General features: G+C 46.1%; 19 protein-coding genes. 13 read left to right on the top strand and 6 right to left on the bottom strand.

What is annotated here, in order from left to right:
- Positions 1–33 precede the first annotated feature (33 nt).
- The gene (locus PPRO_RS18310) at positions 34–693 is read left to right on the top strand and encodes a metal-dependent transcriptional regulator (RefSeq protein ID WP_011733790.1); all 660 of its coding nucleotides are present in this window, start codon (positions 34–36) and stop codon (positions 691–693) included.
- A 157-nt stretch (positions 694–850) separates the two neighbouring features.
- Positions 851–1,471, top strand: a complete 621-nt coding sequence (locus tag PPRO_RS20435) for a DUF1007 family protein (protein WP_198138382.1) — start codon at positions 851–853, stop codon at positions 1,469–1,471.
- Between the two features lie 230 nt (positions 1,472–1,701).
- Here the strand turns inward: PPRO_RS20435 and PPRO_RS18300 are convergent, their stop codons facing one another.
- Positions 1,702–2,736 (bottom strand): IS630 family transposase, encoded by a 1,035-nt coding sequence (locus PPRO_RS18300; protein ID WP_011733788.1) that lies wholly within the window; start codon positions 2,734–2,736, stop codon positions 1,702–1,704.
- Between the two features lie 32 nt (positions 2,737–2,768).
- On the opposite strand from PPRO_RS18300, the gene PPRO_RS20430 reads away from it, so the two are divergent.
- The 4 genes from PPRO_RS20430 (at position 2,769) to bamE (ending at position 5,836) form a co-directional block, all read left to right on the top strand.
- Entirely contained in the window at positions 2,769–3,392 is a 624-nt protein-coding gene (locus tag PPRO_RS20430; RefSeq protein WP_011733787.1) for a HoxN/HupN/NixA family nickel/cobalt transporter, read from the top strand.
- A 535-nt stretch (positions 3,393–3,927) separates the two neighbouring features.
- Positions 3,928–4,380 carry a hypothetical protein gene (locus PPRO_RS18295; RefSeq protein ID WP_011733785.1) on the top strand — a complete coding sequence of 151 codons (453 nt, stop codon included), beginning with the start codon at positions 3,928–3,930 and terminating at the stop codon, positions 4,378–4,380.
- A gap of 270 nt (positions 4,381–4,650) precedes the next feature.
- Complete coding sequence (locus tag PPRO_RS18290) at positions 4,651–5,061, top strand: hypothetical protein (RefSeq protein ID WP_011733784.1); 411 nt, start codon at positions 4,651–4,653, stop codon at positions 5,059–5,061.
- Between the two features lie 364 nt (positions 5,062–5,425).
- Positions 5,426–5,836 (top strand): outer membrane protein assembly factor BamE domain-containing protein, encoded by a 411-nt coding sequence (bamE, locus tag PPRO_RS18285; RefSeq protein ID WP_041533003.1) that lies wholly within the window; start codon positions 5,426–5,428, stop codon positions 5,834–5,836.
- Between the two features lie 218 nt (positions 5,837–6,054).
- On the opposite strand, the gene PPRO_RS18280 is transcribed toward bamE, so the two are convergent.
- Positions 6,055–6,576, bottom strand: coding sequence for a DUF2846 domain-containing protein (locus PPRO_RS18280; RefSeq protein WP_041533002.1), 522 nt, complete (start codon positions 6,574–6,576; stop codon positions 6,055–6,057).
- A gap of 263 nt (positions 6,577–6,839) precedes the next feature.
- On the opposite strand from PPRO_RS18280, the gene PPRO_RS18275 reads away from it, so the two are divergent.
- On the top strand, positions 6,840–7,148 hold the full coding sequence (locus PPRO_RS18275) for a MerR family transcriptional regulator (protein ID WP_041533001.1): 309 nt from the start codon (positions 6,840–6,842) through the stop codon (positions 7,146–7,148).
- A 76-nt stretch (positions 7,149–7,224) separates the two neighbouring features.
- Here PPRO_RS18275 and PPRO_RS18270 read toward each other — a convergent pair whose 3' ends face one another.
- The gene (locus tag PPRO_RS18270; protein WP_011733781.1) at positions 7,225–7,782 is read right to left on the bottom strand and encodes a recombinase family protein; all 558 of its coding nucleotides are present in this window, start codon (positions 7,780–7,782) and stop codon (positions 7,225–7,227) included.
- 301 nt (positions 7,783–8,083) lie between these two features.
- Here PPRO_RS18270 and PPRO_RS18265 point away from each other — a divergent pair, with 301 nt between their 5' ends.
- Genes PPRO_RS18265 through PPRO_RS18255 form a run of 3 tightly spaced genes read left to right on the top strand, consistent with a single transcriptional unit; the run spans position 8,084 to position 14,939 of the window.
- Positions 8,084–11,413, top strand: a complete 3,330-nt coding sequence (locus PPRO_RS18265; RefSeq protein WP_011733780.1) for a helicase-related protein — start codon at positions 8,084–8,086, stop codon at positions 11,411–11,413.
- A complete protein-coding gene (locus tag PPRO_RS18260) occupies positions 11,414–14,680 on the top strand; it encodes an Eco57I restriction-modification methylase domain-containing protein (RefSeq protein WP_011733779.1) in 3,267 nt (1,088 codons plus the stop codon).
- The gene (locus PPRO_RS18255) at positions 14,673–14,939 is read left to right on the top strand and encodes a hypothetical protein (RefSeq protein WP_011733778.1); all 267 of its coding nucleotides are present in this window, start codon (positions 14,673–14,675) and stop codon (positions 14,937–14,939) included. The genes PPRO_RS18260 and PPRO_RS18255 overlap by 8 nt, the downstream gene beginning before the upstream one ends.
- A gap of 142 nt (positions 14,940–15,081) precedes the next feature.
- Here the strand turns inward: PPRO_RS18255 and PPRO_RS18250 are convergent, their stop codons facing one another.
- From PPRO_RS18250 to PPRO_RS18240, 3 genes are all read right to left on the bottom strand, one after another.
- A complete protein-coding gene (locus PPRO_RS18250) occupies positions 15,082–16,755 on the bottom strand; it encodes a hypothetical protein (protein WP_157040137.1) in 1,674 nt (557 codons plus the stop codon).
- A gap of 485 nt (positions 16,756–17,240) precedes the next feature.
- Entirely contained in the window at positions 17,241–18,359 is a 1,119-nt protein-coding gene (locus PPRO_RS18245) for an XRE family transcriptional regulator (RefSeq protein WP_011733776.1), read from the bottom strand.
- A 7-nt stretch (positions 18,360–18,366) separates the two neighbouring features.
- Complete coding sequence (locus PPRO_RS18240; RefSeq protein ID WP_011733775.1) at positions 18,367–19,020, bottom strand: hypothetical protein; 654 nt, start codon at positions 19,018–19,020, stop codon at positions 18,367–18,369.
- Between the two features lie 779 nt (positions 19,021–19,799).
- Here PPRO_RS18240 and PPRO_RS18235 point away from each other — a divergent pair.
- The 3 genes from PPRO_RS18235 (at position 19,800) to PPRO_RS19870 (ending at position 23,209) form a co-directional block, all read left to right on the top strand.
- Positions 19,800–20,363, top strand: a complete 564-nt coding sequence (locus PPRO_RS18235; RefSeq protein WP_011733774.1) for a thermonuclease family protein — start codon at positions 19,800–19,802, stop codon at positions 20,361–20,363.
- 895 nt (positions 20,364–21,258) lie between these two features.
- Positions 21,259–21,441: a hypothetical protein gene (locus PPRO_RS18230; RefSeq protein ID WP_041533000.1), complete on the top strand. Its 183-nt coding sequence runs from the start codon at positions 21,259–21,261 to the stop codon at positions 21,439–21,441.
- 58 nt (positions 21,442–21,499) lie between these two features.
- Positions 21,500–23,209, top strand: a complete 1,710-nt coding sequence (locus PPRO_RS19870) for a DUF3560 domain-containing protein (protein WP_011733773.1) — start codon at positions 21,500–21,502, stop codon at positions 23,207–23,209.
- Positions 23,210–23,330: the final 121 nt, after the last annotated feature.

Raw genomic sequence — 23,330 nt, 5'->3', positions numbered from 1 at the left:
CAAATGCCAAGATAAATAAGACATGGAGATACTATGAAAACGAACGAGCGTATTGAAGAATCCTTGGAGAAGCTTTGGGAGCAGTTGGAGGAAAATTCCGGCGGCAACATGTTGTCGGAAATACTCGATCCGGAACAAACCGCTTCACTGGAAACACTGGAGGAAAAGGGACTTATTGAAAAATTCCAGGGGGGAATCAGGTTTACTGAGGCAGGCCGCGAGGAAGCACGTCTTGCAATCAGAAGGCACCGCCTTTCGGAACGACTTTTCCACGACATCATCGAAACGAATCAGGACGACATGGAAGAAGCCGCCTGCCAGTTCGAGCATGTGGTCAAGAAGGAGATTGAGGAAGAGATTTGCCGGTTGCTCGGACATCCTGAAACCTGCCCGCATGGAAAACCGATCCCTCCTGGTGCTTGTTGCCAAAAAGCGCGGCTCAGCGGCGACAAATTCGTTGCTTCACTCGCTTCATTGAAGAGAGGCGAGAAAGGCGTAATCGCCTATATCAAGGCGGGAGACTCGAAAAAACTCCAGAAACTTATGGCCATGGGGATACTACCGGGCAATCCCATAACTCTGACCCATGCTTTTCCTTCTTTCGCATTTACCGTCGGATACAGTCAGTACGCCGTGGACAAGGATATGGCTGAGGCAATTTACGTGAAGAGGGCAGAGCGCGCAATGCCATAGTGATCGACAATTTTGCGTTACCGCTACAATTCATGATAGAAAAGTGTCAACACATTGTGGCGGGCAATAACTTCTTCCGTTTGCTAATTATAGAATTCAATGAATTCACTTGTCTTTAATTGCTACAAGTTTTCAATTGAATGCTGGATACCTAATCATGCGACCTTTTGCACAACGCCGATATTGGACAACTACGGTGAAACTATCAGTAATTGTCACATCCTTATTTCTTATTATTCTCACTGGCATAAGCAAAGAATGCCATGCACATCCACACGTTTTTATCGACTGTTCGATTCGTCTTGAATTTAGTGGTGGGAAACTGACTGGGATTATCGAAAAATGGAGCTTTGATGAAATGTTCAGCTCTATGATTTTAATGGATTACAGTAAGAATGGGAGCGGCAATATTGATAGCAACAAAATAGCGGCTCTGAAAAAAGAATATTTTGATAAATTAGCCAAGGATTCTTTTTTCACAAAAATGTACATTGACAATAAAGTAATGAAATTCAACGTTGCCTCTAATTTCGTGCCTACAGTTGAAGATGGAAAACTCATTTTCAGTTTCAAGCTGAATACGGGAGGAGTACCAATACCAAGTAGCGGGGCATCCGTCACTGTATATGACGACACCTATTACAATAGCATCGAAATTGCAGAAGCTGGTGTTGCCGGGTTGGTGCCAAGCGGTTTAAAGCTGAAAAAGGGGCAGTTTAAGGAGGTTGCATACTATTTTGGGCAGGTACATCCCGATGCCGTGAGGTTACAAAGATAAGATGAAATATTTGCTGATTGTTTTATTTTTCCTGACTATGCTAAATAGTGTAGATGCAGCACCTCTTATTCAGCCCCCCGTGGACCGTGCTGATCAGAAAGTAGGTTATGCTGCCAAGATCGTAGAATATCAGTCCGAACTGCGACAGATGCTTGTTGCCGAGACCAAGAAATTTAAAAGTGGGAAATCCTCTTCAATTCTATTATTACTCCGGCAATTAAACATCTCAATTATGCCGCATAGCTGGCACATGGGTGATCGAAGAACTTTTTGACTTTACAAGATCTGTTTTGAAGATGCTTCATATGCTTTCGGGACTTTGATTCTAACTGCTTTACATTCTGGGCGCGTTCTCCAGAGTGTACTCGCCCTTTCAGGCTGTTATTGAGATATTCATCCGGATTTAATTCTGGAGAATAGGATGGTAGGTAGAACACCTCGATCTTGTCTTTGTGTTTTTCCAACCAGTCCATGACCACATGGCTGTGGTGCACTTTCAGGTTGTCCAAGATCAGGTACACCTTACGACCAGCGTCCTTGACCAGTCTTTTCATGAAGGTGATCAGGCGCTTACTGTTCATGGTTTCCTTGTAGAACATGAATCTGACCTTGCCCTGGTTAGTGATTGCAGAAATCATGTTGATCCGATGCTTGCGACCCGTCTGGCGAAGTACAGGTGTCTTGCCTTTTGGAGAGTACCCTCTCTCCACGTTGGCGCCGGTTTGGATCCCTGTTTCGTCGCCCCAGTAAATTTCAGCCTTTTCCTGCTTCGCCCGTTTGGAAATCGCCGGATACTCTTTGGCAAGCCAGTTAACAACAGCAGGAGTGCTTTGCTCTTTCGCCCATTTAGCTGGTTTTTGGGGGGTAAATCCCCAGCGCTTCAGATATTCGCCAACCGTTCGGATCGGCATTGCAATTCCGCTCTTTTGTTCAATTAAAAGACGGACAGCATCGCGAGTCCAGAGAGCAAAAGAAAGTTTGAGCTGATTGGGTGCTTTGTCGATGATAAGACGCTTGATTTCAGCTTCCTGCTCGGTAGTAAGGTCGCGTTGTTCCCCTTGGCGGCGTCCTCGCTTGCCTTTAACAATGGAGCCGGGACCTTCCTTTTTGAAACGCTGCCAAACTTTGCTGCAATGGGATTCGCTGATACCAACAATTTCAGCAGTTTCCTTGTTGGGACGGCCTGATTTCCGTAGCCTGACTATTTGTTGACGATGCGCTTCCTGGACATCTTGCTTGAATGTTCTTGCGTCGATCTTTTTCATGCAGCAACTGTAACACAAATCAACCTAAATAGATGTATTTAGTTGCCGAGGTAATATCAATCATTTTCATAAGCTTTGTTTATGGAGCAGTCCATGCAATCGGTCCTGGCCATAATAAGGGCGCTGTTTCGGCATATGTCATTTCGAACAAATCAAAGCAGCTCAAAAGTGCTGTCCTTGGCTTTTCATCCGGAATAATGCATGGGGTGGGCACTATCGGAATTGTTATGCTCATTTATTATGTTACCGATTATAGGCTTGGGCATACTTTCGATACCGTTTCGAAGCAACTAATGCTTTTCTGCTCTGTCGGAATAATTGTAATAGGTTTAGTTAATTTAGTATCTTCCGTTCAAGAACGTAAACAAGGCAAAATTGAAAACTCAATATTCATCTTTTTAAGTGGACTCGTTCCTTGTCCTGCTATTCTCATTATTCTGTCTTTCTTTATTTCCTCAGGGGTTATTGGTATTGGAGTAGCAGCGGCTCTGTCCTTAACACTAGGCATGTCGTTATCTTTGAGTGTAATTTCACTGTCTGCTTCCCAGGCAGGACTATTATTAAACAGGGGAGATGGCAGGTGGCAAAGATATTTTAGAAGTGCAGGCGCTCTAGCAGTGATTCTTTTCGGTATTTTACTGTATATGAATATATAATTATCGACAATCCGGCCTATGCGCGGATTCTGGTCTCTGTGAAATTATTTTTGTGAAAGCGTAAGTATCGTAAGCCTCGAATGCTTGCTTATTGTATCTGGGCTTCACTTCATACAGTTTGTGAGTACCTTTCGTGTAGAGCAGCTTGGCTCTTAGGACTTCAAAAGAGTAACCGTTCCCTGCCGAATATACAGACCTGAAGTGGGTGCGGTCAAGGTGACGGGCTACGCCGGCGAACACTACTTCGAGGCTGAAATAGTCAAAGGCGAAATCAAACCTGGTGACATCGCCAAGAAAAATACAACTTCCTGTCTGGTGCCGAGACGAAGCTAATAACGTAAGTTGGTCGCAGGAAAAGCCGGTAACCAGAGTAGTCCTTTGCCGGCTTTTAGAATTGAGGCGTAAGCAAAGTACCGTGTTGAATATTCTCTATATTGCCAAACCACTGTTGATGTGGTGCTGTATGTATTGGCACGCCAAATGCTTTTAATTAGACGTTTAAGTGATCGCACCAAATCAAAGGAGAACTCGCAACATGAAAAAAACGACTGTACTAATCGCAGCACTTTTTGTACTCTCGGCCCCGTTGACAGCTCTTGCCATGGACCATGAATCCATGAAAATGGAGCATGGCGGTATGATGTCCATGGGGAAACTTGCCCATGAGGAGGTGGTGGATGGCGTAAAGTCGACCTTCAATGTTATCGACATCAAGGCGAAGATGGCGGAGATGGGGATGAAAGAGACCCATCACATCATGGTTGTGTTCACCGACGTCAAGAGCGGCAAGCAGTTAAGTAAAGGTGAGGTAACGGTGAAAACCCAGGGGCCTGACAAGTCAGAGCAGCTGAAGGACCTGATGGGAATGGAGGGCGGTTTCGGCGCCGACTTCACCATGCCGAAGAAGGGTAAATACGGCGTGATGTGCAAGTTCAAGCTGGTTGACGGAAAAGTCAGATCGGCCAAGTTCTGGTATACGGTTAACTAAACTCGCTACTTTTGGAAATTGGCACCTGGGTGCGATACAAAGATTGTTCCTACGGCATCTAAGGGGAAACAATGTTCAGGAAATTATCCCTTATACTAAGGGTCCCTGATGGGGCCACCCATTTTATCGACAAGCCTTGAATGGTGCCCACGCTATAATTCGTTAAGGTAATAAATGTCACCTTTTTAGTTTCCACACCCAAATTCAGAGACCCTTTATTTTTTAGCATCTGTGATAATTCTTAGTTTTATATATTCTGGGCGGTAAACAATGGCAACTATTGACATTAAAATTGAAGGCTCTCTGCTTATAGCATCTGTCACAGGAAACTTGACTGCTAATGAAGTCATAGCTGTCATAAATAAATACTATCCAACGGGGACAATCAGGGATGTCATCTGGGATTTAACAAATGGTACGATGCAATCCATATCCATGGAAGGATTTGCAGCAATAGCCGAGGTCAGCAAAGAAACATCCACAAAAAGGGCACAACAAAAAGGTAAAACTGTTTTTGTTACAAGTAATACTACAGAGCACAACATGTTCTGCAAATATACTGCACTCGCTGAGATAGCAGGAGCTGTTGTTGAATTTAATGTATTCAAGACGGTCGATGGAGCTAATAACTGGATACGCGGATATTTTGTTTCACAAGCAAAAAAGACTGAGAAGACATAATCTACACCATAATAGACCCAACCTTGCGACTACCGAACCTTGGTCGCTTTCGCCGGAATGCTGGTCGGATTCACAGCGGAACACCGGTCGCCATCACGTCAGTTCCTTCGGTCGAATTCACCGGAATACGCATCCAGATACCAAGTCAGCTCAAACAACTCACATAATAATCATAATATAATAGTACGTTACGCCTTTAGCCAGATGCTACTTTGCGCTTTTTAGTGCGAATGTTGGGATATCCCCCTGTTGACATGAATGATTTCAAAAGGCCACTCTAATAAGCATTAACTTGCTTTTCATTCATCAGGTGGTATCGTGAAACGGCTTCTTCAGCCTGTACCGAATGACAAACGGAGTAACCATGAAAACCACGATGATCCTTTTCTCGCTGTTGGCCCTGACTGCCTGTGTATCTAAATTCAACACCACCGATTTAACCCCAGGCATGACACAGGCCCAGGTCACCCAGTTACTTGGAAAGCCCGTCAGCGCCACACTGACAAACGGAGAACGGCAACTCATTTTTAAAATCCATGATGATGCGTTTGGGCGTAGTGACACTTTTTATGCAATCGGATTTAAGGACGATCATCTTACCAGTATTGCGCCATTGCCCGAGGATATGCAGGAAATGGGGCCGATTGATCGAGCACTACGATCCCGCGGACTACGAAGCAATAACGGCAGCTCGTATATTAAAACTCCCAACGCTTACGGCCCAGGCGTACACATGGACCAATATGGTAGACCGGTGCAGGTCGTCCCCCAATAATAGTCATCGTCGACAATCAATAAAGGCGCGGCATCATCCCGCATTGGCCCTGTGGAGGCCTAAAGACAGGGCAAGCCATGGTGTAGCCCCGCTGTAGTTTGAACTTCACACGGGCGCAATTTTCGTCTCGGTCTCTTCGCCTGCCTCCGCTTCGTCAACGACTTTGATGTCTGGTCTCTGCCACCGCTTTCCGGCTTCTACAGTCACCGGGTAGTGGGTCATTGAGCAACAGAAACCTTATTTATTTTGAAATATGAAACCAGTTTACCCTCATTATCTAAAGGCCTTTCCGCAAGCCATCCCCTCCATAGGTAATCCGACGCTAATACCCCTATCAACCCCAAAGACCCCCCTTCTCCCATTGTCGATATGTCACACGAAAAATATCGTACCTGGCCCACCTGTATGTCGATCATCGTTTTTTCAGAATAAAATTTTTCGGGCGCAGTCGGCACCCAGTATGCTTCATAACGCCCTGGCATTATGTCTGCTACTATGTATTCTTTGAAGGCCGTTGACCCTATATTCTGACCGTTTACAAAAACGGGTCCGGTATTTGCGGTTTCCTTTAAGGGAATATTCGAGAATACGGATTTGAAGTGTCCGGCAGAAACAAAAATACGGCCCCATCCCTTTTCAAGTTGAGGGAGTCGTGTAAATTCAGGTCTTGGCGGTGGTACTGTCGCACACCCTGCCATTGCCAGCACCAGCAACGCCATTCCTGCAATCAGTTTTTTCATAACCCCTCCTGTCTTTGATCTAAAATATTTGCCGCAATAAATCACGCTCTATCTGCATTAGCAACTATTTAATGCAAAACCATTAAACAGGTGTAACGAATTACGTGCCTTTTAAAGTATCTCTGGGAAAAAGTCGGGTCCCCTGTCATGGATTTCGGTCTCAATTGTTGACTCCGATTCACACCCCTCGAATAAATTATTTGTTCATTAATGACTTGTCCTGTATTAATCCATTGTTGCCTATGATCTTCAGGAGGTGGCACATGGTTCAAGAATTGCCTGATAACCAGCCAATTGATTATTCACGATTTGGTCATGACTTTTTCAAGTGCTATTTTGGTGACAGTCCTGATGTCACAATTACGGAACTATCAAAGATACTTGGGGTCGGTGGTGTGCGCAAATGGGGTGATAAATTTATAGCGTGGATCGATATGAAAAAGTTACCCTGTGTAAAAAGAAAAGGTCGGGCGAGAGTTACGCCTGCCATTCTTGCGTCATGGTTTGAACGGGAATCTAATCGGATACAGAGTGAGAAGATGCTGGCCCTTAAGAAAAGAAGTCAGACTTAAGTGAGTATTTTTTGGGGGATGAAAATGCAACTTGGCTATTATTGCCCATCCCCCGAAATTGTAAAATCGGCCCTTATCATGTGGCCTTCAGGTCTTTGCTGATTCGATAGACAGAAGCAATCCCAATCCCCAACTCAGCAGCGATAGCCTCTTTGGTTTTGCCCTCAACCAGCAAGTTTGCCACTTCCCCAGATTTAGCCCTTGCCGTTGCTTTCCGCCCCTTGTACTTCCCCTCTTCCTTTGCCTTGGCTATGCCGTCACGTTGTCGTTCCAGCATCATCTCCCGTTCAAACTGTCCAATTGCGGCAAGCATGGTCAACATCATCTTGCCGGTAGGCGTTCCGGTATCCAGATTGATATTGAGTATCCGGAGCGCAACACCTTTACCTTCCAAAACTTCGACTATCTCCAGCAGATGCTTGGTGCTGCGTGCAAGTCTGTCGAGCTTGCAGACAACAACAACATCGTTTTGACGAACGTAGTCAAGCATGATTGCCAGTTCAGGACGTGCGCTGTCTGCGCCTGAAATCTTCTCTTGATAGAGCCTCTCGCACCCTGCCGCTTGCAATTGATCAAGCTGCACCTCCAACGACTGCCCTGAAGTGCTAACCCTCGCGTATCCGATCACCGCCATAGCTGTCTCCCTATCACTAAAAACTAAGATGTTTTGATAATATACTATCAAAACTCCAAAGTCATTTTATATGATAGGTTGAATCGACACTTTTTGAGCCTATCGCTAGGCCAAGCCCTGTGATTGGTGCGTTCATTACTCCATGGTCCACTCAATATATACTTCTTTTATAAGTTGAGATTGGCTGATTTGAGTTTCTTAGACTCAGGTTAATATGGTATTGATTAAAAACTCGTATTAAGAAGAGTTTGTGACATGCCTGAGCCTTATCCACTGTACTGTTTAAAAAAATGGAGAGTCAATGCCCACTATATACGACAACATAGAGAATCAGTTTCTTGAAGGCTTAAACAATTCCATGGAGATTGCTACCAGAGCAGATTTCTGTGTCGGCTATTTCAACCTGCGTGGCTGGAAAGGTGTCGCTGACCATGTTGACAAATGGGATGGTGGTGAAGGAAGCTGCTGTCGTCTGTTAATCGGGATGCAGAGAATGCCGTTGGAAATGGTGCGGGCGGGTTATTCCAAATCAGGTCCAGGCATAATGGATAATCAGACGGCCAATCGTATTAAGAAACAGCTGGCTCAGGAATTTCGAGAACAATTAGTCATCGGCGCACCTACGGAAGAGGATGAAAAAGCACTCCGTAAGCTTCTGCATCAGATAAGGGATGGCAAGGTTATCGTCAAGCTGTTCCTTAAATACCAGTTACACGCAAAACTGTATCTTACATTTCGCAAAGACAATATCTGCCCTACCATTGGCTATCTCGGCAGCAGCAATCTGACCCTTGCCGGTCTTAATCACCAAGGCGAACTGAACATCGACGTCCTCGAACAGGACGCAGCATGTAAGTTGTCTGAGTGGTTTGATGAGCGCTGGGAGGACCATTGGTGTATAGACATCTCCAAAGAGCTGGTTGAAATATTGGATAACAGCTGGGCCACGGAAAATCTGATTCCGCCTTATTACATCTATCTGAAAATCGCCTACAATCTATCACGAGAAGCCCGTGCAGGCTTCGCCGAGTTCAAAATACCGCGAGTGTTTCAGAAAGAGTTGCTGGAATTCCAGCAGAAAGCAGTGCTGGTTGCCGCACACCACCTCAATAAACGTGGTGGCGTCATCATCGGTGATGTCGTTGGTTTGGGCAAGACCATTACGGCGACCGCACTGGCAAAGATATTTGAGGAAGATTTCTTCCTGGAAACACTTATCATCTGCCCTAAGAACCTGGTGAACATGTGGGAAGGTTATGCCCACAAATACCAGTTGCGTGCAAAAGTCATCTCAGTAACAAAGGTACAGAAAATTCTTCCCAAAGAACGACGCTATCGGCTGGTGGTCATAGACGAAAGTCATAACCTCCGAAACCGGGAAGGAATGCGTTACAAGTCTATCCGCGAATATCTTCAGCTGAACGAAAGTAAGGTTATATTGCTGACGGCGACCCCCTACAACAAGACCTATCTTGATCTTTCAACCCAACTGGCACTGTTCCTGGATGAGGACACCGACCTGGGCATCAGCCCCGAGCGCTACATTGAAAGTATCGGTGGACCGGTGCAGTTCATGGCAAAGCACCAGTGCCACGCCAGGAGCATTGCTGCATTTGAAAAGAGCGATTCACCAGATGATTGGCGCGAACTGATGAGGTTGTACCTGGTTCGTAGAACACGGAGCTTTATCAAAGAACATTACGCCAAGACCGACCCCGAGAAGAAGAGGAAGTATCTTGAATTTGCCGATGGCAGCCGATCATATTTTCCCGATCGGATACCAAAGGCTGTTATCTATCATTTTGATCCGAAGGATAAGAATGACCAGTATGCCAGGCTCTATTCCAACGATGTTGTTGACATCATCGACGATCTCGATCTACCCCGCTACGGCCTTGCGAATTATATCGATGAAAAAAGCCTCCTGAAATTCACCGAAAAAGAGAAACAGATCAAGGACAATCTTTCCCGTGCCGGCAAGCGACTGATGGGTTTTTGTCGCACCAATCTGTTCAAGCGCCTTGAGAGCAGCGGCTATGCCTTCCTGCTATCTCTTAGCCGCCATGTCCTCCGGAATTACCTCTACCTGCATGCCATTGAAAACGATCTTGAGTTTCCGATAGGTCCTCAGCAAGGTAGCTTCCTGGATGGTTTTATCGAGGACGAAGATGGAGATGGCGACTCCCGTAAAGTACATCTCGACGCCAACAGTTATCTTGACCAGGCTGCCGATCTTTACACCTACTTTGCCACAAAAGAGCGTGATCATTTCGAGTGGATCAGGGCGGGCCTTTTCAAAAAATCCCTCAAGACTCAGTTGATGAAGGATAGCAATGCAATACTGAAGATCATCAACATGGTGAAAGAATGGCGCCCCAAAGACGACCGTCAGTTGAATGCGTTATACGAACTCTGCACAAAGACCCATGCCAAGGAAAAACTACTGATCTTTACCCAGTTTGCCGATACCGCCCGTTATCTGGCGGAAGAACTGCTAAAACGGGGTATGACGCAGATTGAAGGCGTTACAGGTGATACTGACGATCCCACCGACAATGCCCGTCGTTTTAGCCCGATCAGTAATGGTGTTAAAGGTGTTGCAGGTACACCGCAGGAAATAAGGGTGTTGATAAGTACCGATGTTTTGAGCGAAGGGCAAAACCTGCAAGACTCTCATGTCGTTCTAAACTACGACCTCCCCTGGGCAATCATCCGCCTGATTCAACGGGCAGGACGTGTGGACAGGATCGGCCAGAAGTCCGACCATATTCTTTGTTATTCGTTTCTGCCGGAGGATGGGCTGGAAAATATCATCAAGCTGCGTGGCAGACTGTCACGACGTATCAGCGAGAATGCCGAGGTTGTCGGTGCCGATGAAACTTTCTTTGATGGAGATCCGATCAATATCAAGGATATGTACAACGAGAAATCAGGAGTCCTGGATGAAGGAGATGAGGGGGAGGTTGATCTTGCCTCCTATGCCTGGCAGATATGGAAAAACGCCACTGACGCAGACCGGAACCTATTGAAGATCATACCCGAGCTCGCCAACTCCATCTATGGTACCAAATCAATACAAGCTGCAGCAGCGGACAAACAGGGCGTTATCGTCTACAGCCGCACGGCAGAGGATAATGATTTTCTTGTTTGGTTGAATGAACAGGGCAATGTTATCACCCAGTCGCAAAAGATAATCCTGGACGCTACCGCATGTTCTCATGATACCCCGGCGCTCCACCGCCTGGAGCATCATCATGACTTGGTGGCCAAGGGGTTAGACTTGATCAAAGATACCGAATCATCCGCAACCGGCACGCTGGGCAAAAAATCAAGCGTCCGTTATCGTGTATTCATGCACCTTGATCGCTACATCAAGGCCAATGAAGGTACGCTTTTTGTCACTAGCGAGCTGAAACGCGCTGTAGATGACATCTTCAAATTTCCACTCAAAGAACTGGCGCGTGAGACTATCGGGCGACACCTTAAAACCGGCGTATCGGATGAAGGGTTGGCCGATCTTGTCATATCATTGCGTGATGACGACAAGCTCTGTATTGTCGAAGAAGAGGAATTTCATAATCGTGAACCGCAGATCATCTGCTCAATGGGGCTCGTCAATACGGAGGGGTAAATGTCCATCAAAAAAACAGTCTGCTCCAAACTAATAAAAAATTTCCAGCTGCGGGAGCTGTTCAACCAACTCGGCTGGAACCATGCCACCAAGAAAGAGCCGGTGGCGGTGAATGGCCAGGTCTATCAGCTTGAAGCGATTGCCGATAAGAGCGCCTTTTTTGTGTTTGTCTGTGAGACAAGCGGCAAGGTGCCTGACTATGCCACCCGCAAGAAGATTGATTCCGCCATCACCAAGCTCTATCACCAGCACCTGATCATCTTTATTGACAGCAATAAGCGCCAGCAAGTATGGCAATTAGTACTGAAGGAACTTGACAAACCGGCAGTTGTTCGAGAAACGCCATATTTTTCGACCCAGGAGCCGGAGCTGTTATACCAGAAGCTCCAGCACCTGTTCTTCTCCATTGATGAAGAGGACAATATCACCGTTGTTGATGTCACCGGCAGGGTGCAGACCGGTTTCAACACCAATGCCGAAAAGATCACGAAAAAATTCTACGAAGGTTTCAAAAAGGAGCACACTGCATTCCTGGCCTTCATCATCGGCATTCCCGAGCCACAGGACAAAGACTGGTATGCCTCACTGATGCTCAACCGGTTGATGTTCATTTACTTCATTCAGAAAAAAGGGTTTCTCAATAACGACAAGTTTTATCTGAAGACCAAGCTAGCCGAGACGCAGTCCCGCAAGGGTAAGGACAAATTCTATTCGTTCTATCGCAATTTCTTGCTGGTGCTATTCCATAAGGGGCTGGGATCACCAGATAACAAGAAGTTTGAAAGCGAACTGGGTAAGGTGCCTTATCTGAATGGTGGCCTATTCGATGTTCACGAACTGGAGATCACCTATACCGACATAAAGATTGAGGATAAGGCATTCGAACGAATATTCAGCTTCTTCGATCAATACGAATGGCATCTTGACACCCGCCAGCAGGCTACCGGCAAAGAGATCAACCCTGATGTTATCGGTTATATCTTCGAGAAGTACATCAACGACCGCGCTGCCATGGGTGCCTATTACACCAAAGAGGATATTACCGATTACATCGGCAAGAACTGCATCATCCCTTTCCTGTTCGATGAATTGAAACGGCTCTATGCTTTTGCTCTGAAAAAGGGGGGCGACATATGGAAACAGTTACAGAAAAACCCAAATGATTACATCTACCCAGCGATACAGTATGGTGTTGAGCTTGAATTGCCGGCTGGGATTGCCAAAGGCCTCGAAGATGTAAGCAAGCGGGAAGAATGGAACAAAGCTGCCCCTGCCGAATACGCCCTGCCGACTGAAATCTGGCGTGAGGTGGTTGAGCGACGCAGACGCTATGCAGAGGTAAAGGAGAAGATTGAAGCGGGTGACATTCACGAGATCAACGATTTGATCACCTACAACCTCGATATTACAAAATTTGCCATTGATGTTATCCAAAACAGCATCGATGCTGAACTGATCCGCCATTTCTACAAGGCGCTCGAAAAAATTACCATACTTGACCCTACCTGTGGTTCCGGCGCTTTTCTGTTCGCCGCCCTGAATGTCCTTGAGCCTTTGTATGAAGCCTGCATAGTGCGTATGCATTCCTTCGTTGCCGAAGCGGCCAAAGGCAAATACAAAACATTTGATGAAGTCCTGAAACGGGTAGATGCTCCCGAACACCCCAACCTCCAGTATTTCATCTTCAAGTCAATCATCCTCAATAATCTTTTTGGCGTAGATATCATGAATGAGGCCATCGAGATTGCAAAACTGCGCCTGTTCCTGAAGCTGGTGGCCACAGTGGATGTTGACTATAAGAAACCAAACATGGGGCTGGAGCCGCTGCCGGATATCGATTTCAACATCCGTTCCGGAAATACGCTGGTCGGTTTTGTGTCGATCGACGAAGTAAAAAAGGCGGTGGAAGGACAACTGGGTTTCCACGATAAGGATATTGCCAGTATCGAAGAAGCGGCTGATTATGTTAAACGGGCTTTTTCAGCGTTTCGTGAGGCGCAGATTGAAAATGACATCACAAAGAAAGGAGCCAAGAAGCAGTTGGTCGAACGCCTGCACAAGCTGAATGATCGGCTGGATGTGTATCTTGGAAAGCTGTATGGCAAAGACCCGAAGAAAACCGCCGAATACAAATCATGGCACGATTCACACAAACCGTTTCATTGGTTTGCGGAGTATTACGAGATTATCCATGATCGAGGTGGTTTTGATGTGGTTATCGGTAATCCTCCGTATGTTGAATATGGTGAAAAGCTGAAAAAAGTATATAGACTACTAAATTATCAGACTATTGAATGTGGTAATTTACATTCATACGTGGCCGAACGAGCTTATAAAATATCAAGATGCGAAGGATTTCTTGGCTTTATAGTACCACTACCATCTATAAATACTGACAGGATGAAACCACTTCAGGCTTTAATCAAACCTTCAAAACAGTTACCTAATCGCACTATCTGGATATCTTCTTTTGATGAAAGACCGAGTAAGCTTTTTGTTGGTGTTGATCAGCGGTTAATTATAGAGATTATTGGCTCAGTTTCAAAATCACCGAAAATATTTAGTACTGGAATTAATAGATGGTCATCAACTGCGAGACATTATTTGTTCAATTACCTATATTATTCAATGCAAGACAATAATGTCAGCGTGTTAACAGACTCGATCCTAAAGATAAAGTACAATAAATTTGAATCGAATATGCTATATCGCTTATATACAAATGAGGCTATTGAAAAATACAAGTCTTTTAAGCCGACCGAAAATATACTTGCATATAGAACTGCTGGTGGAAGGTATTGGAAAGCAGTTAGTAATAAAGAGTTTGATAGTGAATCGTTGAGTAATAAAATAGCGTATCTATCTGGAATATCAGGCAATCAAGCTGTTGCTATTGTAAGTAGCTCTACATTTTGGTGGTACTATTCGGTGCATTACGATATGTACAACCTGAAAGATTATATGATATTTGGATTCAGATTTAGCGGCTATTCTGAATCGATTGCAGGTCAACTTGAAAAACTAGGTAGTAAATTAGCTGCTTCAATTGAAACAAATTCTAAATTAGAGACAGTATATTCAAAAACACGAGGAGACGTTACATCCAGAAGGTATGTGATTAGCAAGTCAAAACCACTCATTGACGAGATAGATCATGTACTTGCGAAACATTATGGTTTTTCATCGGAAGAACTGGATTTCATTATTAACTACGACATCAAATACCGCATGGGCAAAAGCGGTGCTGAGGAGAACGGGGATGAGTAACCCCACCGTCATCAGCCTGCAAGAGGCCGTTGACGTTGATGCCGTCGATATTCTTATCGACATGCGCAGATTTATCCACTCTGCAGTGGTCCCCAAATTACGAACAATAATATGCCAATTGTTTTGGATGCCGCCCTTTACTGTCATAAAACACTTTTACGTGAAGTTATTGTACGGCCGGAAGGGTAAAAGGAAGAAAATGGGCTACCATTTACAGATGGCCCCTCATTGCAAGGATGTTGGTGTTACCCCTATCTGATATGGTTTCCGTGGCCACCTTACAGTCAATATTGGTTTGTACCGCAGATACAGCAATTCGCGTTCGGTATAGGAATACCTGTCGGGTGTCTTTGATATTCCGTCCTGCTCGATGATCCGTTTCTTGTTTGGGGTTGTAAGCCCTAATTGGTGATACTGGCAAAGACAGCATTTCGTATTTCTTGTTTTCCAGCACTTGCATTTGATAAATCAGCGATCGTTTTATTATAGCACAGTGTCGTACGTGAATATATTTCTTCTAAGTTTAATATATGATCGTTACTACTAAATATAGTCAAAACAAACTTTGTGGCCTGTTTTAAATAAAATTCTAAATTTGCGGTGAATAGACTTAATCTAAACCTAATATCAGAGCCGTGAACAATACAACACCTTATTCTATAAAGTCTTGACAAGTGCCATAACAGATGATTGTGATGTGTTTTGATTTTTTTTACTAGGTTATCTGGATTGCGAAAAATATTGAAAAGCTCATCGCATCTATAATACATTAGCTCACTTTTTTTGCATGACTCTAGTAAAATATCACGATGTCCCTGTGAGTGGATAATTTCAAGTAAATCATCGACAGTAATTTCATCAAGTTCCTTGCCGCTGCAAATTGATTTGAGATCTTGATGCCAATCTATTTCTGCATATTTAACTGTTGCAATAGTATCTAAGAGCAATCTGTGAAGATACGGCAGCACCATAACCATGGTAACATTATGCGATACTATTTCACCTATTCCGTCCCCACGACCTATGTGGCACATAGTTTCCAGGCCCATCCACCAATTTAGGAACTTGTCTTTGAAATTATCACTGTCTCGACCAAAACGATACTGTCTAATAGAACCTCTTATTTTCCTGTTTGAACTCTCTTCGATTACTGGTTTTTTTGATACCGTTATTAAATCGTGTATAAACGATTTGAAATCAGAATGGTTAATATCTTCATTTGGGTTTGGCACTATTGTTTTAACAATAGGCAACTCCACCTTATCGTCAACAAGTCTTCTTACATGGCAAACCTGATCAATTTTTAACGTTGACGGCTCGAAATCAAATCGTAGCAGATCAACAAACTGCTCAAAAGATTCCTTCGCATTTATTGCTGCAGAGAGAAAGTCTGAATCGCTTAATTTTATTTGAGTAAAACAAATGTAGTCATTATATTTAGTAAATTTTTTGGACGCTTTAGCTGCAATATTGCAAGGGTTATTCGTAAAAATGAAATCTCCATAACTTCCTAATTCAACTAATTTATTGCTACCCATAAGCCTCAGAGTCACTTCGAATTCTTGTGATTTATTGGAAAAATACCTGAACATAAAATGCAGATTTTTCTCGAAAGTATATTTTGAAGTATTTTTATCAGACAAAAAATGCTCATGCCATTTAAACAAGGTTTCAATTGGCCAACCTTTATCTATTAAATCAGACAATAAGCTTACAACCAGTGTTTTAATATTTTTTTTGTCGCCACTTACTATTGCTGGCAACAATTCAAAGGATAAACATTCCCAATAACGCCTTTCCAAATCTACTGAAAAATCCTTTGATAAATATAAAAAATCACGCTTTTTGTCTTCAAGCTCCTTCTTTCTTTTCTCATCTTTTTCCTTGTCCGGCTGGGGTTGTTCAATTAAATATGGTTTAATTCTATTGTAAAGTATGTTAAAGTGAATGCTAATTATTGGGTCATTTTCAAGACATTCATTTGATTCATCGCATAGACATTGTAAGCCGTTCGATTTTATTAGCCCAATCTGGATCTCTTGTGACAATTCCCTTATTAATGTCCTGCTATTCATGCACTTGACTCTATAAGTGTCTAGAGACTTTGAGTGAGTCAAGCTATACCAGAGCTCAATAAAGAAACGCTCATTATCGCTGAACTCAGCTGATTCAAATCTTTCTGACTTTAATATCCTCATCGAAAGTCCTTGACAATCCCCTGTAGGATGGTTTATTTATAACAAATATACAACGATAAGCCGGGAGTTAAGGGTGCCGGGAAGAAACCTTATTTTAGGTTCCCCGCTTCAAACACTCCCTTTATTATAGAAAGGCGGTCTTTATGACCGCCTTTCGCATTTCTAATTAGCTAATTAGCTGTTGATTTCATAATACCCCAACATCACTCACACAATCACAATCTGGTACGTATGCTGCCTTGGCAAGAGAGTAGTAAAAACATCTTGTGAAGTCAAACAATAGCTGGCAACCGCCCCTTGCACCTCAGCGCAGCGAAGAGTAGAGGTGCATTAAGCTATTGCACGTCGTTGGAGATGATGATTCATTCGTTATTGGTAACGATACGGAGGTGCTGTCGGTTTGTCACTCCAGGCGGCACCCCGTCTTTTTTGCCCCCGCCAATGCCAGTCAGCACCAAGCCAAAAATCAATGCATCAAGATCTTCGGTCCACATACATAAAGACGTAGCGACATCAGAGCGTGAAACACCGTCGTTTTTAAGCGCCGCGAAAACTTTCTGGAGCAGTTGGGAAGTTTCTCGCGGACAAGGGTCAGGCTCTTTGCTACGAAAATTATTTTCTGAAATCTGGATGCAAAGGGTCCGGTAATGCCAGTCAGTGATCAGATCGAGGGCATGTAAGCGGTAGTTGAGGGCTGCAACTGAAACAGCCCATCTTTTCTTCATCTGTATGATTACTGGCAGTGTGGCAAGTTTCGGGGCATGCGCAAAGACATCGCTTCGAGGCATCAACATTGCTGAGGCAAACGTATCGGCTTCATGCTCGGCTTCCCGGCCATCAGGGCCGCCGTGACGGTGCAATATGAGGTGTCCAAGCTCGTGCATTGCGTCGAAGCGACTGCGCTCACCAGACTTCATGGTGTTGAGAAAAATGAAGGGGGTTGCCTCCTGCCAATAAGAGAACGCGTCTACCTCCTTGCAGTCCTCTGCTAAGGAAAAAACTCGTACGCCATTCGCTTCGAGTAAATGGACGGTGTTCTTTATAGGGCGTTCACCAAGCCCCCAGTGCGATCGGACGCTGGCTGCCGCTGCTTCAGGTTGATACCCACGAAAGTCGACATCGGTAAGCTTCCATCCCGGTAATACAAAGCGGTGCTCAATCCATGAGGCCAACTCCACAGCAAGGGCACCGGCCGCCAAAGCAGAGTCGCGTTTGGCCGCTGTCATTGAGCTCAAAGCCCGGAAGCTCACGGCCTCTACTTCAGGACGGCTGATGGGCGGTGCGAAAAAGAATTCGGCAGGGAATCTCAACGCGCTCGCAAGCGCCATGATTGTTTCGCTTGTAGGTATTGTATCGCCACTTTCGTAAGCGGAGATACTGCGACTTACGACCCCGGCGCTGTTAGCAAGGACGGTTTTCGTTAGTTTACGTTTTTGCCGTGCCAGGGTTAGTCGCTGTGGGCAGAAAAGTTTTGTGTTCATATTTCAGTTAGCGCCGTGATATTTCAACAACAATATCGTCGCCGGCGTTCTCCTCTTCGTAATTAAGTGGTCCTGATTCGTCATCTATGGGGAATGGTGGCAGGAGTATTCTTTCTTCCCATTCCACAACATGCCCTTTCTCTGTAATAAGGCGAGGGAGTGATAGCTCACTGTGAACCTCATTTTTATTGCGGGAAATGAGTAGTAGCCATGTGTAGACGGGTGGTTTCTGCTGTGCCTGCTCAAGTTCTTCGACAAAAGAGAAGGCTGTTTGTACGAGCTGTATTATATTTTGCTCGATGGCAGCTGCTATTGCGGGGCCTTTTGGATATTTGGTTTCAGGGGTCCGTTTTGGATCCCCTGTGCACTTATCCCCTGTTGCAACCGCAATAGCGGTGGTTCCTGTTGAGTCAAGCGCGACCGCTAAGTTGTTCCCCTCAAAACGGGTCCAGCCTTTCGGAGCAAGGGTGTCGCGAAGACCACGGACGGTTTTACCCCAGGCGAGAAGCCCAGGGAGGCCCCTTGGGTCATTGGCAGTGCAGCTATCGCGGTGTAACTCACCGTTTTTTATAGCTGCATGTATTTCCTCCACACAGGGGAGACCGACTTCTAGCAGTCTTGACTCGACATCCGGTAAATTCACGTAGATCGCTCGGTTCATTTAGTCCTCCGAAAAAGGTGAACAACTCTTCTTGTTTTTCTACCTCATTTGAGGGCAGATGGCAAGAAGAATATAAAAAAAGATAGCGGGTATCCCCCTGTCGGAAAACACTTGATCTTCCGACAGGGGATAACATCATGTTGAAAAATGCGAAATCGCATCTTTTCCCTATCTCCCATTGGGTTCAAACGGTATGCTCTCACAAGTGATATTCTGATATGCCATTTTTTGAGCAGTCTTCAGGTCGTGACCCTGTTTCCTCAGTCGATTGACCAAATACCCGAACCTCTGCTTATCCTCATAACACAGATCATTGTAGTCTTGAGACTCAGGAGTACAGCAGATGGAGTATGAGTTGCAACCTAACATCTTCTTTTCATTGGTCAAAGTCTGGTGACCTCCACACTTTCATAAATCAAACTATCTATGTTGAGACCATACATTAACCAGCCGGTATTGCTACCGATCTAACATTATAAATCCATAGTCAACCGGCCGATAACACAAAAAAACAGGCTCCTTCCGGGAGTCCCCCACCCTGTTAGCTTGGGCCAAAGTAACCAGCTTCAAAGGGTATTGCAGAACGTTCCCTGCCCTACCCTTCTTCAGCCGGTAACTTTAAACGGCCTGGAAACCACTCGCCGACTGATTAAAGCTTTCAGTTCGTCGAGTCGTTTCATTCATTTCTTTTACCCGCCCGACTCCCTCCAAAACAAAATGAACCTATGATATAAACAACTGGGTTGACCAGGTTAACCGTTTTCTTACAGGAGGCAATCATGATTCGGCATCTAGTTAAAAACATTATTGTATTTGCTCTCACCCTCTCTTGCGCCTTACCGGCCCTGGCCAAGGAACCCCTCCGGATCATCGAGGGAGCCGTTTCAAAGGTCAGCGACGGAGACACCATCCAGGTGACTGACCGCTCCGGTAATAAAGTCAAAGTTCGTTTTTATGGCATCGATTGCCCAGAGACAGAGAAAGGTAATAAACGAACAGGCAAAATCAGCAAGCCAGGTCAACCTTATGGAGAGGAAGCGCTTCAGGCTCTCCAGCAGAAAATCGAGCGGCAGAATGTCCGACTGGAAGTGATGGCCGTTGACCGATATCATCGAGTCGTCTCAATCGTGATGTTTGGCAACCGAAACATAAACAAGGAGATGGTTGCTGATGGTTGGGCCTGGGCATACCGTCAATACCTGGACCGGCCTTATGCCAGCGAATACATTCAGGCGGAGGCGCAGGCTAGGAAGGCAAAAAAAGGGTTGTGGCAGCAGAATAATCCGCAACCACCGTGGGAGTTCCGCAAGTTACTTAAAAAAAGCCGGCGAGATCAAAATTAGCGGAAAAGCTGCTTTTAAAATGTTTTCTATGATGAAACATATCTTTAGCATTTAAACTCTTTTTTCGGGTGTTTACGCTCTGGGAGGCTTCGCCCCGAGCCTCGAACTAAAGGCCGTCCGAGTCTCAGCCCTGCGGGTCCCGGCCGACTAACACAAAACCTTAACGGCACCTTTCGGGAGTCTCCCACCCAATCAGCTTGGGCCAATGCAATCATCTTCCGGAGGGTCGCGGGAACGCCCCCCCGCTCCTCCTCCTGCAGACGATAGCCTTAAGCGGCCTGGAAACCACTCCCCGGGCTGGAAAGTCTCTCAGCTCGGGGAGACGTTTCTTTTATTTCTTTCACCCGCCCCACTCCCTCCAGGAACAAAATCACCTCAACCCCACACCACAACATCTAGTGTCACTGTCTTGGACCAAAGCCGCTATTTCATTCCATCCGCTCACTCCGTTCTCTCCTGTACTGAAACAGTCGCTTTAAGCGGTCAGGCGGAAAGCCTATCGGGTGGACCTCGATAGGCATTCCGATAGTTTCATGTAATGGGGGTACGCCTTACCCCCCTTACGATCCCCCCGCCAGGATCAACGGCAGTTTGCTTTTACCCTTTTCCCTGCATTCCGCTCTTCACCGAGTCACGCCAACGATACACCCGTTGTCATGCCTCGTGAGCCGCTTCATTCCGGCCAGGGCAGCGCTGCACCTGGAAGCATTGCTTTAGTTTTTTTGTGCGGACTTGCCTCGACAGGCTTTTGAATTCCTTACCCCCATTGAAAGTGAGGGGTGAAGGAACTCAAAAGCAAGCATCGAGGCACAGAAAAAGCCTCCACACAAAAAAACAGAGCAACAGCAGAGCCCGAGAGGGTTCAGGAATCTAAAAGCAAACGGGAGGAAAGACCATGAAAATCAGACTTACGGTTTTAGAGTTTTTGACGAGGGCCGCAACAGATCTTGAAGCGGCTTACATTCTCGCATCTAAGAGCACAGGGGAAAAGGAGAAAATCGGCAAGGTTGCGAAAGCGGCTTATGCGCTTGTTTCTGAAAGTGCCGGGGAGAAGTCTAGCGAAGATTTTTCACAGTAATCCAATTTGCCCCGCCGGTGGCCTTGTAACCGGCAACCAAGAAAGGGAGGGAATTAAAATGAACGGAATGACAGCGACCTACTCACCGGATGATAATAAACTGAGGCTTTATAGTATGACCCGGCTCGACTCCGAAACATACACCAGGGTTAAAACTGCCGGTTTCAAGTGGGCACCGAAACAGGATCTTTTTGTTGCTCCTATGTGGACGCCGGCAAGGGAAGATTTGCTTTTAGAACTTTGCGAGGAGATCGGCGACGAGGACACAAGCCTTGTTGACCGTGCCGAGCAGAGAGCGGAACGCTTCGAAGACTACAGCGACCGCAGAGCAGGGGACAGCCAGAAAGCAACGGCACACGTCAAGAGCATTGCCGACGGAATCCCGTTTGGTCAACCTATCCTTGTTGGGCATCATAGCGAGAAACACGCCCGAAAACATGCGGAGCAAATTGAAAACGGTATGAGGAAAGCCGTCAAAATGTGGGATCAGGCAAAATACTGGACCAGCCGCGCAGCCGGTGCGTTGTCACATGCCAAATACAAGGAACGTCCGGACGTTCGCGCACGGAGAATTAAAACCATTGAAGCGGACAAGCGAAAACAGGAACGGACCAGGAAGGAAGCTGAGAAGTTTTTAAAGGCTTACACGGACCCGGAAGCCCGAGGCGTAACTTTGAAAGATGGCCGCGAGCTTTTACCCGCGTTGCTCGTTACCTGGGAAGGTGGTTTATCTCACGAAGACACCCGCCGACTCGAAGACGGGGAGCTTGACTTTGAAACCGCCCTGGAAATGGCGACAGCTGCAAAGCGCCGGGTTATTGAATGGTGTAACCGCTGGATATCCCACTATGACAACCGGCTGTCTTATGAACGGGCAATGCTCGATGAGGCGGGAGGAACCAAGGCGGACCAGACCAAGCCGGAAAAGGGCGGCGCTTGCAAATGTTGGGCAACAGGTCGTGGCCGGGGCTGCTGGTCGAAGATCGTCAAGGTCAATAAGGTAAGCGTCACGGTCCTTGACAATTGGGGCAACGGCGGCCGAGACTTTACGCGCACCATGCCGTTTGACAAACTCAGCGCATTGATGAGCGCCGGCCAGGTTGAACAGGCCAGGGCCGAGGGCCGGATACTCGGCGAGGATGACCGCAGCCTGATAATCTCCGAGGACGCGCCGGCCAAGGCACCGACGCCGGCCGCACCGGAAGCAATGCCGGCCGAGATCCAGGCCATGAAAGACAGCCTCAAGGCAGGCGTGCAGACCGTGGCAGTTGATCAGCTCTTCCCGACGCCTCCAGGGATCGCGGCTTATATGGTCGAACTGGCAGAGATCGAGCCCGGCATGGATGTGCTGGAGCCGAGCGCAGGAACTGGAAACCTGATCGGCGCGATGGGCGGCAGCATGTTTGACCACAATCCGGAGCGGGGCAGCGTCACAGCGGTTGAAATCAATCAGAAATTAGCGGCAAGGCTTGAGACGGAATTTCCGCTGACAGCCGTGCATTGCGCCGATTTCCTTGAATGGACCGGCGAACAGTTCGACAGGATCATTGCAAACCCGCCTTTCGTGAACGGCGCCGACATCAAACACATCCGGCACGCCTTCGGGATGCTGAAGCCTGGGGGCCGCTTGATATCTCTTTGCGCGAACGGTCCACGCCAGCGGGAAGAGTTTAAAAATATTGCGGATCTTTGGGAAACATTACCTGAAGGAAGTTTTCAGGAGCAAGGAACCGGCGTGAGCGTTGCCCTTGTGGTTTTAAGAGCATAACAAGGGCCGTTTGTATTTAACCCACCGCCAGCCGTGACATTGTAGCGGCTGGCGTTATATTTTTAACCCCTTCGGGTTTTGGCTACGAGCACAAAAACATCACCTCTAATCTCTCAGTTGC

The organism is Pelobacter propionicus DSM 2379 (assembly GCF_000015045.1).
Classification (GTDB): domain Bacteria; phylum Desulfobacterota; class Desulfuromonadia; order Geobacterales; family Pseudopelobacteraceae; genus Pseudopelobacter; species Pseudopelobacter propionicus.
This window is presented reverse-complemented; position numbering and strand designations above follow the sequence as displayed.

Bases quoted from the DNA above. Each gene is read 5' to 3' on its own strand.
- PPRO_RS18310 (WP_011733790.1), top strand. From the start codon at position 34: ATGAAAACGAACGAGCGTATTGAAGAATCCTTGGAGAAGCTTTGGGAG.
- PPRO_RS20435 (WP_198138382.1), top strand. From the start codon at position 851: ATGCGACCTTTTGCACAACGCCGATATTGGACAACTACGGTGAAACTA.
- PPRO_RS18300 (WP_011733788.1), bottom strand. From the start codon at position 2,736: ATGAAAAAGATCGACGCAAGAACATTCAAGCAAGATGTCCAGGAAGCG.
- PPRO_RS20430 (WP_011733787.1), top strand. From the start codon at position 2,769: ATGTATTTAGTTGCCGAGGTAATATCAATCATTTTCATAAGCTTTGTT.
- PPRO_RS18295 (WP_011733785.1), top strand. From the start codon at position 3,928: ATGAAAAAAACGACTGTACTAATCGCAGCACTTTTTGTACTCTCGGCC.
- PPRO_RS18290 (WP_011733784.1), top strand. From the start codon at position 4,651: ATGGCAACTATTGACATTAAAATTGAAGGCTCTCTGCTTATAGCATCT.
- bamE (WP_041533003.1), top strand. From the start codon at position 5,426: ATGAAAACCACGATGATCCTTTTCTCGCTGTTGGCCCTGACTGCCTGT.
- PPRO_RS18280 (WP_041533002.1), bottom strand. From the start codon at position 6,576: ATGAAAAAACTGATTGCAGGAATGGCGTTGCTGGTGCTGGCAATGGCA.
- PPRO_RS18275 (WP_041533001.1), top strand. From the start codon at position 6,840: ATGGTTCAAGAATTGCCTGATAACCAGCCAATTGATTATTCACGATTT.
- PPRO_RS18270 (WP_011733781.1), bottom strand. From the start codon at position 7,782: ATGGCGGTGATCGGATACGCGAGGGTTAGCACTTCAGGGCAGTCGTTG.
- PPRO_RS18265 (WP_011733780.1), top strand. From the start codon at position 8,084: ATGCCCACTATATACGACAACATAGAGAATCAGTTTCTTGAAGGCTTA.
- PPRO_RS18260 (WP_011733779.1), top strand. From the start codon at position 11,414: ATGTCCATCAAAAAAACAGTCTGCTCCAAACTAATAAAAAATTTCCAG.
- PPRO_RS18255 (WP_011733778.1), top strand. From the start codon at position 14,673: ATGAGTAACCCCACCGTCATCAGCCTGCAAGAGGCCGTTGACGTTGAT.
- PPRO_RS18250 (WP_157040137.1), bottom strand. From the start codon at position 16,755: ATGAATAGCAGGACATTAATAAGGGAATTGTCACAAGAGATCCAGATT.
- PPRO_RS18245 (WP_011733776.1), bottom strand. From the start codon at position 18,359: ATGAACACAAAACTTTTCTGCCCACAGCGACTAACCCTGGCACGGCAA.
- PPRO_RS18240 (WP_011733775.1), bottom strand. From the start codon at position 19,020: ATGAACCGAGCGATCTACGTGAATTTACCGGATGTCGAGTCAAGACTG.
- PPRO_RS18235 (WP_011733774.1), top strand. From the start codon at position 19,800: ATGATTCGGCATCTAGTTAAAAACATTATTGTATTTGCTCTCACCCTC.
- PPRO_RS18230 (WP_041533000.1), top strand. From the start codon at position 21,259: ATGAAAATCAGACTTACGGTTTTAGAGTTTTTGACGAGGGCCGCAACA.
- PPRO_RS19870 (WP_011733773.1), top strand. From the start codon at position 21,500: ATGAACGGAATGACAGCGACCTACTCACCGGATGATAATAAACTGAGG.